Source organism: Arthrobacter crystallopoietes BAB-32, assembly GCF_000328305.2.
GTDB lineage: Bacteria > Actinomycetota > Actinomycetes > Actinomycetales > Micrococcaceae > Crystallibacter > Crystallibacter crystallopoietes_A.
In genome coordinates, this window is record NZ_ANPE02000195.1 from 1 (window position 1) to 14373 (window position 14373).

Sequence of the window (14373 nt, forward strand, 5' to 3'; positions counted from 1 at the left end):
CGAAGGGGCCTTGGGCGACGTCTCAGTCGAGGGTGACATCTGTGCTCCTTGGATATCGTCTCCCGCAGCCGGCCATGGGGTGCCTGCCGCGGTTCGTTCGCTATCCAGTGTTGCGCACATCACCCCGTGATGCAGACCACGGGCTTCTACTCAGTGGAAATCAAATCCGCACTCCGCCAAAGCCGGACGCGGTCTGCTCAGCGCCGGCTGATGCCCAGCAGGGATTCCAGCGGGATGTGCGCCGTCGCGCGTTCGATCTGCGCCGACACGCCCTTGAGCACCGGAAGATGGCGGGCCATCGAGGCTGCCTGCGGGGACGCCAGCACCAGCCCGAGTCCCGCGCCGATCCGTCCGGTATGGAACACCGGCACGGCGATGGAGCAGGACCCCAGCCGCACTTCCTCCAGCGTCGTGGCATAGCCCTGCTCGCGGATCTGGACCAGCTCCTCCCCCAGCCGCCGCGGGTTGGTGTGCGTGTGTGCCGTGGCCTGCTCCAGGTCCCGGTTCAGGTAGGCCGTGCGGACCCACTCCTCTTCGAACGCGAGGATGACCTTGCCCACCGCCGTCGCATGCATCGGCAGCCGACCGCCCACCCGGGAGGCCCGCGGCACCCGCTTGGTACCGTAGATCCGCTCGATGTAGAGCACCTCATGCCCCGCCCGGACCGCGAGCTGGGCGGTCTCCCCGGTGAGCGAAAACAGGTCCTGGACGAACGGCCGGGCCGCCTCGCGCAGCTGCCGGCCGGTGTTCTGCGCCAGCTCCCACAGCCGGATGCCCAGCTGGTAGCGTCCGGTGGCACTGCGCGCCAGGAAACCCCAGTCCGCCAGTTCGGCGACCAGCCGGTGCGTGGTACTCAGCGGCAGGCCGGAGCCTTCGGCGATCTCGGTCAGGCTCAACGCGCCCCGCGACTTCTCGAACGCTTCGAGGATGGCGAGCACCTTGGACGTGACCGTCCGCCCGGCTCCCGGTTTCCGCCCGCCACGCCGCCTCCTTCTCCGCCAGCCTCATCCATTGGCCCGTAGTGGCTGGATTCGACGCCCATCCAGCGTCCAATCCAGCCACTACGGGCCAACAGTTCAAGCAGGGATCCGCAAACCGGGCTCCCTCGGCCCGGCACCGACGAGTCTAGCGGCCGCTCAGCAGCGCCTGCCGTTCCGGCCAGAGCGTCACGGATTCCAGCGCGGAGAGCGCCCGGGCGATGGTTCGGGCCTCTTCGGTGAAGAGATGGCCATGGACGCGCTGGCTGCACAGCCGCACTGCCTGCCCGCGGTCCAGCCCGAACCAGTCCATGACGGTGTCGATGCCATGCGGGCTCAGCCGCCAGGTCTTGTCCGAGTCCTTCACGATGGCGTCCTCGATGGACAGCGCTTCCCTGCGCGAGTCGTGGCCGTCGATGATCTCCAGGATCCGCGGAACGCAGGCGGCATCCCACCCCGCCTCTGCCAGGATCCCGGCGGCCAGCCGCGCTCCCTCCTTCTCGTGCAGCAGCACCAGATCCGGCCGTCCGCCGCCCGGCGCGATCGCCAGCAGCACGTCTTCCGGCGGCACCTGGGACCAGCCGATGTCGTGCAGCATCATCGCCGGAAGTACGACGGCGGCATCCGCCTCGGGATGCGCGTGCAGCAGGGTGCGGGCCAGGCCAAGGGCGTACAGCGTATGGGCATCGTTGTCCCGCACAGCCAGCAGCGGCGCTGCCTTCTTCCACAACCGGGCCAACTCCGGCTCCAGCGTGATCACACCGTCCGGCTCCTCCTCGATGCCGGCGGAGACATCGCGGCCGAACTGATTTGCCGCAGGCGCCATCTTCGTCATGCCTTTACCGTGGAGCAACCGCTCCATCGGCGGCAACCCGATCCTTCCGCTCAGCGAAAGCGGGTGCCATTTTCCGCCCCGCCTCTCCCCGCTCATCCCGCCGCCTGGACCGCACCCCGCCATCGAGTGCTCGGATGATGCCCTTTTTCGGGTGAAAACGGGGCTGTGAAAACGGGGCTGTATCTGAGCACTCGATGGGAACCTGAGCACTCGACCGGGAAGGGGATCAGGCTTACTTGGGCGCCATGCGGATGGCGCCGTCCAGCCGGATGGTCTCTCCGTTCAGCATGGCGTTGTCGATGATGTGGGCCACGAGGTTGGCATATTCGGCGGGGTGGCCGAGCCGCGAAGGGTGCGGAACCTGCTGCCCAAGGGAATCCTGCGCCTCCTGCGGCAGGCCGGCCAGCATTGGGGTTTCGAAGATTCCCGGGGCGATGGCGACGACGCGGATCAGCGAGCGCGCAAGCTCCCGGGCCAGCGGCAGGGTCATCGCCGCGACGCCGCCCTTGGACGCTGCGTACGCGGGCTGGCCGATCTGCCCGTCGAAGGCGGCGACGGAGGCGGTATTGATGATCACGCCGCGTTCCGGTCCGCCCAGCCCGGTGGAGACGGGCTCGGTTCCGGCCATGGCGGCGGCGGCCAGGCGCAGCACGTTGAAAGTGCCGATGAGGTTGACCCGGACCACCCGCTCGAAGTCCTGCAGCGGCAGCACGCCCTGCTTGCCGAGGACCTTCCCGGGCGTTCCGACGCCGGCGCAGTTCACCACCACACGCAGCGGTCCGAGCGCAGCCGCCGCCTCGACCGCCGCCTGCACCTCCGCCTCGCTGGCCACGTCCGCCGGAACAAAGACCGCCCGCCCGCCGAGTTCGGCTGCATAAGCCGCCCCCGCGGATTGCGGCAGGTCTACCAGCACCACGGAAGCACCGCCGTCGTACAGCCGCCGGGCGGTAGCGGCCCCCAAACCCGAGGCACCTCCGGTCACCAGGGCTACTGCTCCGGTCAGCTCCAACAGTTCCTCCTCGGTCGGCGGGCGTTGCGGGACTCTGGCGCGCACTGCCAGCATAGTGCCAGGGCGCGAACATGCGGGGTTTTCCATAAAGGTGCAGGGCGGCCCCGATCCTGTTCGAGGCGACCCGGCTGTCGGCCCGGGACCTGTTCGAGGCGACCCGGTTGTCGGCCCGGCGCGCCCTTCGTATTGTGGATCGCGAGGCAGCCCGAACGGACACCACGGGCGAACGTGAGGAGACGGCTCGATGGGTGAACTGCACGTCTACATGAACGTCACGCTCGACGGCGTGATCCAGGCCAACGGTGGCCCCACCGTCCAGGACGGAGAGTTCGAGTATGCCGGGTGGGAGCGCCCGTACTGGGATTCGGAGGCCGGGGAGCAGCTGGACGCGGACGTGCAGGCATCCGACGCGCTGCTGCTGGGCCGTACAACGTACGATATCTTCCGCCCCTATTGGCCAGGCCAGCCCAATGCGATTGGGCGTGCCTTCGACCGCATGCCCAAATATGTCGCCTCACGTGGCACGCCGGAACTGTCCTGGGACACCAGCACCCAGGTTTCCGACGCTGCCTCCGAAGTGCCCCGGCTGCGCGAGCGTCATCGGTTGATCCATACCTGGGGCAGCGCCAATCTGCTGCAGACGCTGTTCCGCGAACGCCTCGTCGACCAGGTGAACCTGTGGGTCTGCCCGGTCGTACTGGGGCACGGAAAGAGGCTGTTCCCGGAAGGCACACCAGCCGCCCGCTTCGAACTGGCCGAAAAGCCGAGGCCTTTCCCGGCCGGTGTGATGCTGCTGCGCTACCGGTGCCTCGAGGGATCTGTGGAGACGAGCGCGGCCGAGTCGATCACCGCCGGCAACGACCGAACGCCGCCGGGACCCGAACAGCCGGGGAGACCATCATGACCGCCACCTACACCTTCGACGTCTTCACCAGCCTCGATGGCTTCGGCGCTGCCGGCGGCAACTGGACCGGCTACTGGGGTAAACAAGGTCCCGAGCTGCTCGACCACCGGCTCGACGTGTACGGCAAGGAGCAGCGGATGGTCTTCGGTGCCCACACGTATCGGCTGTTCGCGCAGATGCTGGCTTCGAGCACCGAGGAGTCCGAGGTGCGCGACCCCTGGGTCACCCGGATGAGGAACCTGCCGGCGACGATCGTGTCGACCACGTTGAAGGACCCCCTCGACTGGCCGGATGCAACCTTGGCCAGCGGTGACGCCGTCGATGTTGTCACCCGGCTCAAGGAGGAGTCCGAAGTTCCGCTGCGTTCGCACGGCAGCCTGTCGATGAACCGGGCGTTGCTCGCCGCCGGCTTGGTCGACCGCCTCCAGGTGACGCTCTTCCCCGTCATCACCGGCCGGACCGGGTTGGACCCGATTTTCCGGGGCGCAGCCGACTTCGACCTCGAGCTGATTGAGCACCGGACGCTCGACGGCCACATCCAAGAGCTCATCTACCGGCCCACTCTGCATGCCTGAATCCGTCCACGTTCCTGACCACCGTGCCGCCGGTGCGGTGCGTGCCGCCGGGCGCGCGGACGAGGCGGCCGCCGCCGTCATCGGGCATTTCGGCCACCGGCTCTTCGGGCTGCCATTCACCCACCTGGGCGCCGTGGCTCGTCCGGCGCAGCGGCTCTGGCCCCTCGGCGGACCCTGGCACTACTGGTGGCAGGCGCACTACCTGGACTGCCTGGTGGATGCCGGCCGCCGCGAGCTGGAGCGGGAACAGCATTACGACGGCGCCTTCGGCCTGAGTGCCGGAGCCCTCGGCGGGCGCGTGCTGGGCACCATCTGGCTGCGCAATTTCCTGCGCTTCACCAACTCCTACTACGACGACATGGCCTGGCTGGCCCTGGCGGCAGGCCGGCTCGACGCCCTGGCCGAAGCCGCGGACAAACCGCGCTGGCTCAACCGGAGGGCATTGCGCGCGCTGGGCCCGGCGCTGGAATCGGCGCACACGCAGGATCTGGGCGGCGGGCTCTGGTGGAACACCAAGCGGGACTTCAAGAACACCCCGGCCACCGCGCCGGCGGCGCTGTTCTTCGCCCGCACCGGGCAGCGCGGGCGTGCGGCGGAACTGGTGGACTGGCTGCGGGAGAACCTGTACGACGCCGGCGAAGGGCTTTACCGCGACGGGCTGCGGCTGGTGGGCGGCAGCCCCGTGCTGGTGCCGGACATCTACACCTACAACCAGGGGCCGGTACTCGGGGCGCTGCTGGAACTCGGCCGCCCGCAGGACCTGGAGCAGGCCGAGGCGCTGATCGCCGCGGTGGCCGCCAAACTGACCACGCAGCACGAGGGCAGGCCGGTGCTGAAGACCCACGGCGACGGGGACGGCGGCCTCTTCACCGGCATCCTGGCCCGCTATCTGGCGCTCGCGGCGGAGTCGGCAACGCTGCCCGAAGCCGCCCGGTCGTTGGCGCGGTCCCTGGTGGCCAACACCGCCGACGCGTTCTGGGCCGGCCGCCGCTTCGACAGCCACCGCAGCTGGGAGGTGCTGGTCTTCTCGAAGGATCCTGCCGTTCCGGCCAAGACCTCCTATCCGCCTGGCGAACAGGTCGAGCTCTCCACCCAGCTGCAGGCCTGGATGGTGCTGGAAGCGGCGGCGCTCCGCCCCTGACGCCAGCCCATCATCTGTTGGCCGAGCTCAGGGCTTCTTCCGCTGCGGATACGGCGCCTCGTGCCGGGCGAGCAGCTCCACGAACCCGGCGATCTTCTTCGCCCGGGCTTCCGGCGTGCGCAGCTGGCTGAGCCGGAAGATCAGGGCGAAGCGGTTCTGCGACGTCAGCACGTCGAACATGGCCTGCGCCTCGGGCACCGCTGCGATCGCCGCGGCCAGGTCCTCCGGCACTTCCGCCGTGGCCGGTCCCGCATACGCCAGCTCCCAGCGCCCGTCAGCCTTCGCCGCCGCCACCGCAGCCCGGCCGGCATCCTGCATCCGTCCGTCGGTCTCCAGCCGTGCCACGCGCTCCACATTCCGCAGCGACCACACGCTGCGTTTGGCCCGCGGGCTGAAGCGTTGGAAGGAGCTCTCCGCATCGCGCCGCCTGGCCTGCCCGTCGATCCAGCCGAAGCACAGCGCCTCCTGCAGCGCGCCCTCGTAGTCCAGCTCGGTCACGTTGCCGCCCTTCTTGTGCAGCACCAGCCACACCCCGGGCGAGGCGGCATGGTGTTCCTGGAGCCAGGCGCGCCAGGCCGAGGCGTCGGGCAGCAGCAGTTCCGGAAGTTCCGCGGGCATGGACCAAACCTAGCGACGGACCCGGCCGGAACGCCATAGGCTGGAACCACACGCCGCCGAGCCAGGAGGAACCCATGCTGCGAGTCCGCCCGGTCCATTACACCTCCCATCCGCAGGAGTTCAAACGCCTGCTCACAGCGCTCGGCATGGCCGTCACCGCGGACTACGGCACCTGGATCGAGCTCGACGCCGGCCATGGGCGCCTCGCGCTGCATGCCATGCCCGCAGCCTCCACCGGCGACGCCACCACCGCACTCGGCTTCGAAGCCCGGGACCTCGAGACCTTCCGGCAGCGGACCGAGGACGCCGGCAGCCATGCCGTCCCTTTCTCCGCGGACCACGGCGCCAACGTCAAGGTCATTCCGCCGGACGGCCTGGAGTTCGTCGTGGACCGGGCCAACGAGTCGGCCCACGAACATGACGCGGACCAGGCCCTTGCGGTGGTCGCGGTCTGGCTCACCCCGGACGTCGCGGGGGCGGCGAAGGTGCTCGCGGACATGGGCGCCCGCGAGCGCAGCCGCACCGAGGATGCGGCCGACTTCACCGCCAAGAACGGCGGGGTCGTCCACGTGCGGCACGCCCGGGAGCCGGACGCGGACCTTGCCTTCGAGTACGACGGCGACCTGCAGGTTTTGCACGGAAAGCTCGCCGGTGCGGGACTCCAGCCGAGCCTCGCCGACACCCCCGCAGGACCGGTGCTGGAGGTCCCGGATCCGGACGGCCCGGACTCCCCCAGCGGCGGAAAGCTGCGCATCACCCGGCCGCGCTGAAGCTCACCATCGGACCGCCGGAACCAGCGGGCCCTAGGGGCGCCGGCACCTGTTCCGGCTGTAGTGGGCTCTTACGCTCTCCGGTGAACCGGCGCTGACCGGCGGTTCCGGCGTGACCCGAACCTCAGCCGTGCGATACAACAAGTACATGAACGTGCGCACTCCCGACCCGAATCCCGGGTGGCTCTCCGAAGAAGACCTCTACGAAGCCCGCCGGCGGCTGCCCATGGTGTACGTGGAAGCCATCCCGGTACGCCTGGATTCCCTCGGATACGTCACCGACGTGGGCCTCCTGCTGCAGGCGTCCGAAGAAGGCCAGATGGTGCGCTCGTTCGTCTCCGGCCGCGTGATGTACCGCGAGACCATCCGCGCCGCCCTGATCCGGCACCTCGAGAAGGACCTCGGCCCGCTCGCCTTCCCGCAGCTGCCGGCCTCCCCCATCCCGTTCACCGTCGCAGAGTATTTCCCGTCGCCGTCGGAAACCGGCCTGACGGACGACCGCCAGCACTGCGTTGCATTGGCCTACCTCATCCCGGTCACCGGCGAATGCGACCCGCGTCAGGACGCGTTGGAGCTGACCTGGATGAGCCCCGAGGACGCGCTCAGCCCGGAAGTCCAGTCCGAATTCACCGGCGGCCGCGGCAACCTCCTGCGCCAGGCGCTCGCGCATGCCGGCTGGTGCCGCTGAGGGCAAGTAGCACATGCCGGCTGGTGCCGCTGAGGGCAAGTAGCGCTGTCGGCTGGTGCCGCTGACGGCAGGCCGCGTCCGGCACCAGCCACCGCCGGACGCCTCCCGGCACCGCCCGAACCATAACCGGACGGCGTGGCGCAACTTCGGCTTTCAAGGTCACAGATTCATATACTGAAGGCTGAGCCTGAGCCATGGAGGACCCGATGACCGAGCAGCAGCGAACGTATGTCCATACGATCAAAGCCGAGGCGATCGAACCGGGACACAAATTCCTCCGCCGCGGAGGCAAGCATTCAGCGGAAGTCGCCAGCACCGCCGTCGTCAATGACGATTTCGGCACGCCCGCCCTGGTGATGGCCACGCTGAAGGACGGCAAGACCGTGCGGATCGCCCATGGTTCCAGCATCCGCGTGGCCTCCAGCCGTCCCGGGCCGGGCCCCGCCAGCGCCCTGGCGCTCGATGACCTGGAGCTGATCCCCGCTGAGGAGGGAACGCCGGAGGCCGTCATCGTCGACGTCGCCCGCGCCCATCCGAAGGACGTCGACATCCAACGGATCGCCGCCCGGCTGAGCAGGGGCCTGAACACCAAGTCCGGCAGCAACCTCCAGGACGTCCGGGATCTGGCGCACCGGCTCTTCATCCACGCGGCGGACGAGGAGAGCGCCCTGGCGGTCTGCCGGCTGATCACGGACCTGCCCTTCGACGGGAATTTCGGGCGGTGGAAGTCCATCCAGTCCGCCTTGGCGATGGCTGCCTACATCAACCACGAAGCCGGCGACACCGAGGAATCCGAACGGCTGGCCAAGGCCCTCCGCGCGCCGGACGAGGTCGAGGAAGCGGACCCGCTGCGCGCCAAGATGAACGCCATCGTCCTGCAGCGCCAGCTCAATGAGCCCAATCTCTTCGACAAGGAAATCCACCGTGCCCTGGCGGCCGGGGACAGGTCCTCGGAGCGCGAGTGGCGCGTGGAACGGCTGGCCGTCCTGATGTACCTGCGCACCCACGGCGGATCCGAGACCCTTGAGGCAGCCGAGCTGGACCGCCGGATCGCCAATGAGCTGGTCTCCGTGCGCGCCCTCACCGAGCAGCTCAGCGAGCGCTGATCGGGCTCCCGGCTCTGGCCACTCGCGAGCGTCCGGCGGTAGAGTCGGCCGCATGACGGAGAGCAATCACAACCCACTGAGCGTCCACATCAACGCCGATGCCCGCCAGGTCTGGGTCATGCTGCGCGAGCCGAGCCTGATTGCCCAATGGCACGGCTGGGAACTGGACAGCCTCGAGGACGAGATCAACCTCATCTACTTCACCGACGCCACCGAGAGCGAGGACCACCTCAAACTCGTGGCCAACGGCGGCAACACGTTCACCTTGGAGCCAGTCGGCGACGGAACCCGGGTCACGCTCGAGCGCGGTCCGGTGGACCCCGAATCCGAGATGGCGGACTGGGACCAGGACATCACCGAGGGCTTTACCAGCTTCCTCCAGCAGCTGCGTTTCGCCCTGGAACGCCACCCGAACACACCGCGCCAGACCACCTACTTCTCGCACGACGCGGTGCCCGAAGGCGGCGCGCTGGCGAGCCTCGGCCTGGACAATCTGCCGGCTCCGGGAGAAGAGTACGAGGCCGAGCTCAGCACGGGCGAGACGATCAGCGGCAAGGTCTGGTTCCGCACAGACAATCAGCTGGGGCTGACCGTGCGGTCCTATGCGGAGCACGGGGACGGGCTGCTGATCGTCGCGGACATGCCCAGGCATGAGCGGTTAAGGCCCGACGGCGGCACGCAGGTCTTGATCACGACCTACGGTTTGGGGGCCAGACGGCTGGGCGAAATCCGCTCCGCGTGGGACTCCTGGCGCACCCAGCATTTCCCGTCGTCGGAAGAATTGACGGTCGGCCGCCCGCTCTGACCGGCAGCGTCGCGGCAGCTGCTCTGGCGCTTTCCCTGACCCGGCGGCGGGGCCGCTTCCTGCCGGCCAGGCCGGTCAGACCTGGCCGGAGCGCCGGTTGCGGAAGCGGCGGCGGTTCTTCTCGCGCAGGCTGCGCTGGTGCATCAGGTATACCAGGCTGATGCCAACGAGCGCGCCGATCGCCGTTTGCCAGGCCCGGTCCACCATCAGCTCCTGCGGGTCCGTTGGCGCCGCCAGCTCGGTCATGATGAGTGCCAGCGGCGTGATGAAAATCAGCGCGAGCGCATAGTGCCGCAGCACGAACATCTCGGCGGCGAACTGCAGCACAATGACCATCAGCACCATGACCCAGGGTGCCGGGTGCAGAGCCAGCAGCAAGCCGGCGGCGACAACCCCGGCGAACGTGCCGATGATGCGGTGCACTCCCTTGTTGATCCTCTGGGTCAGGCTGGGACCGGCGATGGGCGCCACGGCCGCCACCATCGCCCAGTAGTTGTGGCCCAGGCCGACCACCGTGGCGATCGTGCCGGCTGCCAGGGCCGCGGTAGCATTCGCCGCTGCTTCCACGCCAAACTCCCGCCAGTGCCCCGGAGTCAGGACGCGCTTGGCCGGCGGCGCCATGGACGTCCGCCATGACGGACGAAGCCGGCTGCTGATTCCAATCAGCATCGCCAGCAGCACGCTGGCCAGGCCGGTGAGCATGGCCTGCCAGAGTGGCGCCGTGGCCGGAATGGAGCCGATCGCGGCATAGCCGAACGTGAAGAAGATGACGCCGGCGGGCCGCAGATTGAAGTAGTTCACTGCCAGCGACCACAACCCGGCCACCACGGTGGTGCCGAACACGATGCCCCAGGGTCCGGCGTCGGCCTTTGCTGTCACGTAGCCGCCCAGCATGACCAGCAGGATCAGCACGCCGAACTGGCCCTGGTGCCGCAGCCGCGCGCCGTGCGGCTCACCCCTGCCGTAGATTCCGGTGAAGGCGCCGAACGCGGCGAAGACCATCAGGTCGAATCGGCCCATCGCCAGCAGGACCAGCAGAGGCAGGCCCACGCTCGCCGCGCAGCGGAGCCCAACGATGTGGTCCTGCCGCGCCGGACCCACGCGGAAGAACTCCCGCACATGCTGTTTCACGCGGACCTGCCTTCGGCTCGTTGCTGGGAACCACTTTCCACTCTAGGACTGCCCGGCAGGGAGCCGGCCACTTAAGTGAGCACCCGAACAGGAGGGCGTGAGCCCGGACAAGTCCCGGTGGGGCCCGCGGGCAGATGCGGCAGAATGGATGGGTGCCCCAATCTGACTTTTCCTTCACGGTCGGCAAGCGCCTGGCCGAAACCGCAGCTCCCACTACCAGCCAGATCGAGGCCAACGGCGGCGGATTCAACGGCCGGACCGGAACCATCACCACCCCGCACGGCGAGATCCAGACGCCGGCGTTCATCGCCGTCGGCACTAAAGCCACCGTGAAGGCAGTGCTGCCGGAAGCCATGAAGGACCTGGGCGCGCAGGCGCTGCTGGCCAACGCCTACCATCTCTACCTGCAGCCCGGTGCCGACGTCCTGGACGAGGCCGGCGGGCTCGGGAAGTTCATGAACTGGGACGGCCCCACCTTCACGGACTCCGGCGGCTTCCAGGTGATGAGCCTGGGCTCGGGCTTCAAGAAGGTCATCAACATGGACGCCGCCGCTGCCGCCGGCTCCGGCTCGGATGACCGGGTGGCCGCGGGCAAGGAGCGGCTGGCGCATGTGGACGACGACGGCGTCTGGTTCAAGTCCCACCTCAATGGGGACCGCCACCGGTTCACGCCCGAGATCTCCATGCAGGTCCAGCACCAGCTCGGCGCCGACATCATGTTCGCCTTCGACGAGCTGACCACGCTGATGAACTCGCGCGGCTACCAGGAATCCAGCCTCGAGCGGACCCGGCTGTGGGCCGAGCGCTGCGTGATCGAGCACGAACGGCTCACCAAGGAACGCTCGCACCGGCCCTATCAGGCGCTTTTCGGAGTAATCCAGGGCGCGCAGTACGAGGACCTGCGCCGCAAGGCCTGCCGCGACCTCGGCGCCATGAACTTCGACGGGTTCGGCATCGGCGGGGCGCTGGAGAAAGAGAACCTGGGCACGATCGTCCGCTGGTGCAACGAGGAGCTGCCCGAGGACAAGCCGCGCCACCTGCTGGGCATCTCGGAGCCGGACGACATCTTCACCGCGATCGAGAACGGCGCGGACACCTTCGACTGCGTCTCCCCCACCCGCGTCGCCCGGAACTCCGCCTTCTACACCCCGGACGGCCGCAAGAACCTCTCGAACGCCCGGTTCAAGCGGGACTTCACGCCGCTGGTGGACGGCTGCGACTGCTACGCCTGCGCCAACTACACCCGCGCCTACATCCACCACCTGTTCAAGGCGAACGAGATGGTCAGCCACACGCTGATCTCCATCCACAACGAGCGCTTCACCGTGAAACTCGTGGACGACGCGCGCCTGGCCATCGAGGACGGCAGCTTCTTCGATTTCAAGGCCGAAGTACTCGGCCGCTACTACTCCTGACCCGGCGCGGGCGGCGGTACCTGCGGTACAGCAGCCATAGGGCAATAACGACGACGGCGAGCAGCACCACCACGAGCAGCGGCAGCAGCACGGCGGCCAGTGCGAGGGAGAGGCTCGCGGTGTCCTCGGCCGTACTGGCGACCGGCGCTGCGGCCCCCACGGTGGCGGCGTTCAGCACCGGGCGGGTCATCATCTTCACCAGGTGCACCACGAAGGCGATCCCGATGCCGATCACCACCGGAACCCAGGCCGTGCCGCCGAAGAACGTGTCCGGATCGGAGACCGTGACCGTCTCGGAGGAGACGCCGCTGCTGAACACGATTCCGCCGGCGGCCGGCCGGACCACCGTCTGGATCCAGTCGTTGAAGCTGTCCACCACCGGGATCTTGTCCGCGGCGATTTCGAGCACCAGCAGCACGCCGACGATGAGCAGCACCCAGCCGTTCGCCAGCCAGTCCCACTCGGGCGGCAGCTGCACCAGGTCGGTGTACCGGTCCAGCAGGCCGAGGATGAGCATCGGGATGAACGCGTTCAGACCCGCTGCCGCTGACAATCCGGTGCCGGTCAGGATCTCGAACATGGGACAAGGGTAAACCCGCCAAGGCTGCCCCGGCCTGCCCGGGCGCAGTCCAGAATGTCAGCCCGCGTGGGTAGAGTGCACGCATGGATGACAAGGCGGTTCTGCACCGGTACCTGAGTTCGCGGCGTTCCGACCTCGCGGGCAAGCTCGAGGGCCTCAGCGAGTACGATGTGCGCCGGCCGCTGACGCCAACCGGCACCAACCTGCTCGGCCTCGTCAAGCACGTTGCCAGCGTCCAGCTCGACTACTTCGGCGAAGTCTTCAGCCGGCCCAGCGGAAGGAGCCTGCCCTGGTTCGCCGACGGCGCCGAGCCGGACGCCGACCTGTGGGCCACGGCCGCCGAGACCCGCGAGGAGATCCTCGAACTCCACCGGTTCTCCGCCGCGCACAGCGATGCGACCATCGAAGTGCTGCCGCTCGACGCCGTCGGGGAAGTGCCGTGGTGGCCCGAAGAGCGGCGCCGGGTAACCCTCCACCAGATCCTGGTGCACATGTGCGTCGAGACCGCGCAGCACCTCGGCCACGCGGACATCCTCCGCGAACTCATCGACGGCGCCGCCGGGCAAGGTGCCGCGGACCCGAACCTTTCCACCCGGAGCCGCGAGGAATGGGCCGGCCACCGCGCTCGGATCGAAGCGGCAGCAAGCAATGCTGAAGCGGCAGCCGCCCGCCAGGCCGGATCAGCCGCTGGCGGCCGGCGCGCGGGCCGTACCTAAACCTGCCCGTACGAAGGTTCCCGCTTCTTCACCAGGCCGATCACCGCCGTCGTAATGGGCACGAAAAGGAACTCGACCAGCGTTTTGTAGACAAACCCGGCCACCACATAGTTGAGGAACGTGCCCACGTCCGTGATGCCGATGACCGAGGCCGCGATGGAGCAGAAGATCAGTGTGTCCGCGAACTCGCCCACGCCGGTGGAGCTCATCAGCCGGGCCCACAGCCGCCGCTCGCCGAACCGCTCCTTCATCCGCACCAGCACCCAGGAGTTCAGCGTCTGCCCGACCAGGAAGCCCAGCAGGCTGGCCAGCACGATCAGCGGCACCGGCCCCAACGCGCCCTCCAGCGCCGCCTGCTTGGAGGCGCCGAACTCGTCGTCGAAGCCGGGCAGCATGATGATGATCCAGTAGCACAGCGACGCGAAGGCGGACAGGGCAAACGTGGTGAAGATCGCCCGCCGCGCCACCCGGAAGCCGTACACCTCGCTGACCACATCGCCCAGGATGTAGGCCAGCGGGAAGAGGAAGAAGCCGCCGTCGGTGACGATCGGCCCGAGCACCACGCCCTTGGACGCGCCGATGTTGGACAGGATCAGCACCACCGCCATCGCGGCGAGCATGATGCCGAAGTACGGACTGCCGATCGAGGCGAAGCGCGCGCGGGCTGCCGGGCGGGATTTCTGCAGGTCAGGCATGGATTGCACCCTTAGGGAAGTAGTGGTTCGCGCAACGCATGGCCGGTCCGGCGAGGGCTCGGCAGCGTCCGCTGTATTAGCACTGGCTGGCCCGTCTGCACCCGGGCCGCCTCCAATTCTCCCACGGCCTGGTTATCCGTCGTTTCACCTTGGCTGTCCGCCCCGGGTGGCCTTGCCATCCGCCCCGCGCCGCCTATTCTGGGTTTACGGGGCCACTCAGCTGCCGGCCCGGACGAAGGCAACTGTTTCTAGTGGCGGGGGTGGCGCTGCGGGGCGGGATCCAGCCGTGACGAGGGAGCAGGCGATGATGCAGGACAACGACGACGGCCCCACGGCACCCCGCAGCGAGCCGCAGGGGAGGGTCCCGGCGGCTGCCGGCATGCCGCCCGACGCGCTGGACGGCCTCCT

16 protein-coding genes are annotated in these 14373 nt (G+C 68.6%); 9 read left to right on the forward strand and 7 right to left on the reverse strand.

The features are described 5' to 3' along the window. Positions 1 to 197: 197 nt before the first annotated feature. The 3 genes from D477_RS15670 to D477_RS15680 form a co-directional block, all read right to left on the reverse strand. Positions 198 to 938: an IclR family transcriptional regulator gene (locus tag D477_RS15670; protein ID WP_005271597.1), complete on the reverse strand. Its 741-nt coding sequence runs from the start codon at positions 936 to 938 to the stop codon at positions 198 to 200. 187 nt (positions 939 to 1125) lie between these two features. Further along, positions 1126 to 1812: an HD domain-containing protein gene (locus tag D477_RS15675; RefSeq protein WP_005271599.1), complete on the reverse strand. Its 687-nt coding sequence runs from the start codon at positions 1810 to 1812 to the stop codon at positions 1126 to 1128. A gap of 232 nt (positions 1813 to 2044) precedes the next feature. Then, positions 2045 to 2821 carry an SDR family NAD(P)-dependent oxidoreductase gene (locus D477_RS15680; protein ID WP_005271601.1) on the reverse strand — a complete coding sequence of 259 codons (777 nt, stop codon included), beginning with the start codon at positions 2819 to 2821 and terminating at the stop codon, positions 2045 to 2047. A gap of 244 nt (positions 2822 to 3065) precedes the next feature. Here D477_RS15680 and D477_RS15685 point away from each other — a divergent pair, with 244 nt between their 5' ends. From D477_RS15685 to D477_RS15695, 3 genes are read left to right on the forward strand one after another with little or no spacing between them, the layout of a single operon-like run. After that, positions 3066 to 3725 carry a dihydrofolate reductase family protein gene (locus tag D477_RS15685; RefSeq protein WP_005271603.1) on the forward strand — a complete coding sequence of 220 codons (660 nt, stop codon included), beginning with the start codon at positions 3066 to 3068 and terminating at the stop codon, positions 3723 to 3725. Further along, positions 3722 to 4300 (forward strand): dihydrofolate reductase family protein, encoded by a 579-nt coding sequence (locus D477_RS15690; protein WP_005271605.1) that lies wholly within the window; start codon positions 3722 to 3724, stop codon positions 4298 to 4300. Before D477_RS15685 ends, D477_RS15690 begins: the two co-directional genes overlap by 4 nt. Next, positions 4293 to 5441, forward strand: a complete 1149-nt coding sequence (locus D477_RS15695) for a glycoside hydrolase family 76 protein (RefSeq protein WP_005271607.1) — start codon at positions 4293 to 4295, stop codon at positions 5439 to 5441. Before D477_RS15690 ends, D477_RS15695 begins: the two co-directional genes overlap by 8 nt. Before the next feature lie 27 nt (positions 5442 to 5468). On the opposite strand, the gene D477_RS15700 is transcribed toward D477_RS15695, so the two are convergent. After that, the gene (locus tag D477_RS15700; protein ID WP_005271609.1) at positions 5469 to 6059 is read right to left on the reverse strand and encodes a YdeI/OmpD-associated family protein; all 591 of its coding nucleotides are present in this window, start codon (positions 6057 to 6059) and stop codon (positions 5469 to 5471) included. 74 nt (positions 6060 to 6133) lie between these two features. On the opposite strand from D477_RS15700, the gene D477_RS15705 reads away from it, so the two are divergent. The 4 genes from D477_RS15705 to D477_RS15720 all read left to right on the forward strand — a co-directional run bounded on the left by D477_RS15705 (position 6134) and on the right by D477_RS15720 (position 9428). After that, entirely contained in the window at positions 6134 to 6829 is a 696-nt protein-coding gene (locus D477_RS15705; protein WP_005271612.1) for a hypothetical protein, read from the forward strand. Positions 6830 to 6977: 148 nt separating this feature from the next. Next, the gene (locus tag D477_RS15710; RefSeq protein WP_005271614.1) at positions 6978 to 7517 is read left to right on the forward strand and encodes an NUDIX hydrolase family protein; all 540 of its coding nucleotides are present in this window, start codon (positions 6978 to 6980) and stop codon (positions 7515 to 7517) included. Between the two features lie 206 nt (positions 7518 to 7723). Next, positions 7724 to 8623, forward strand: coding sequence for a DUF6707 family protein (locus D477_RS15715; RefSeq protein ID WP_005271617.1), 900 nt, complete (start codon positions 7724 to 7726; stop codon positions 8621 to 8623). A gap of 52 nt (positions 8624 to 8675) precedes the next feature. After that, positions 8676 to 9428 carry an SRPBCC family protein gene (locus tag D477_RS15720; RefSeq protein WP_005271619.1) on the forward strand — a complete coding sequence of 251 codons (753 nt, stop codon included), beginning with the start codon at positions 8676 to 8678 and terminating at the stop codon, positions 9426 to 9428. A 75-nt stretch (positions 9429 to 9503) separates the two neighbouring features. On the opposite strand, the gene D477_RS15725 is transcribed toward D477_RS15720, so the two are convergent. Next, complete coding sequence (locus D477_RS15725) at positions 9504 to 10559, reverse strand: FUSC family protein (protein WP_005271623.1); 1056 nt, start codon at positions 10557 to 10559, stop codon at positions 9504 to 9506. A gap of 134 nt (positions 10560 to 10693) precedes the next feature. On the opposite strand from D477_RS15725, the gene tgt reads away from it, so the two are divergent. Then, a complete protein-coding gene (tgt, locus tag D477_RS15730) occupies positions 10694 to 11974 on the forward strand; it encodes a tRNA guanosine(34) transglycosylase Tgt (RefSeq protein WP_005271626.1) in 1281 nt (426 codons plus the stop codon). On the opposite strand, the gene D477_RS15735 is transcribed toward tgt, so the two are convergent. Beyond that, entirely contained in the window at positions 11940 to 12554 is a 615-nt protein-coding gene (locus D477_RS15735; protein ID WP_005271628.1) for a DUF4126 domain-containing protein, read from the reverse strand. The genes tgt and D477_RS15735 overlap by 35 nt on opposite strands. Positions 12555 to 12637: 83 nt before the next feature. Here D477_RS15735 and D477_RS15740 point away from each other — a divergent pair, with 83 nt between their 5' ends. Further along, entirely contained in the window at positions 12638 to 13270 is a 633-nt protein-coding gene (locus tag D477_RS15740; protein ID WP_005271630.1) for a DinB family protein, read from the forward strand. On the opposite strand, the gene D477_RS15745 is transcribed toward D477_RS15740, so the two are convergent. Then, positions 13267 to 13965 (reverse strand): queuosine precursor transporter, encoded by a 699-nt coding sequence (locus D477_RS15745; protein WP_005271633.1) that lies wholly within the window; start codon positions 13963 to 13965, stop codon positions 13267 to 13269. The two genes, D477_RS15740 and D477_RS15745, sit on opposite strands and share 4 nt — an antisense overlap. Positions 13966 to 14373 lie beyond the last annotated feature (408 nt).

Excerpts from the sequence above, each read along its gene's own strand:
- D477_RS15720 (WP_005271619.1), top strand. The coding sequence starts at position 8,676 with ATGACGGAGAGCAATCACAACCCACTGAGCGTCCACATCAACGCCGAT.
- D477_RS15675 (WP_005271599.1), bottom strand. The coding sequence starts at position 1,812 with ATGACGAAGATGGCGCCTGCGGCAAATCAGTTCGGCCGCGATGTCTCC.
- D477_RS15735 (WP_005271628.1), bottom strand. The coding sequence starts at position 12,554 with ATGTTCGAGATCCTGACCGGCACCGGATTGTCAGCGGCAGCGGGTCTG.
- D477_RS15690 (WP_005271605.1), top strand. The coding sequence starts at position 3,722 with ATGACCGCCACCTACACCTTCGACGTCTTCACCAGCCTCGATGGCTTC.
- D477_RS15740 (WP_005271630.1), top strand. The coding sequence starts at position 12,638 with ATGGATGACAAGGCGGTTCTGCACCGGTACCTGAGTTCGCGGCGTTCC.
- D477_RS15700 (WP_005271609.1), bottom strand. The coding sequence starts at position 6,059 with ATGCCCGCGGAACTTCCGGAACTGCTGCTGCCCGACGCCTCGGCCTGG.
- D477_RS15685 (WP_005271603.1), top strand. The coding sequence starts at position 3,066 with ATGGGTGAACTGCACGTCTACATGAACGTCACGCTCGACGGCGTGATC.
- D477_RS15695 (WP_005271607.1), top strand. The coding sequence starts at position 4,293 with ATGCCTGAATCCGTCCACGTTCCTGACCACCGTGCCGCCGGTGCGGTG.
- D477_RS15710 (WP_005271614.1), top strand. The coding sequence starts at position 6,978 with ATGAACGTGCGCACTCCCGACCCGAATCCCGGGTGGCTCTCCGAAGAA.
- D477_RS15745 (WP_005271633.1), bottom strand. The coding sequence starts at position 13,965 with ATGCCTGACCTGCAGAAATCCCGCCCGGCAGCCCGCGCGCGCTTCGCC.
- tgt (WP_005271626.1), top strand. The coding sequence starts at position 10,694 with ATGCGGCAGAATGGATGGGTGCCCCAATCTGACTTTTCCTTCACGGTC.
- D477_RS15705 (WP_005271612.1), top strand. The coding sequence starts at position 6,134 with ATGCTGCGAGTCCGCCCGGTCCATTACACCTCCCATCCGCAGGAGTTC.
- D477_RS15715 (WP_005271617.1), top strand. The coding sequence starts at position 7,724 with ATGACCGAGCAGCAGCGAACGTATGTCCATACGATCAAAGCCGAGGCG.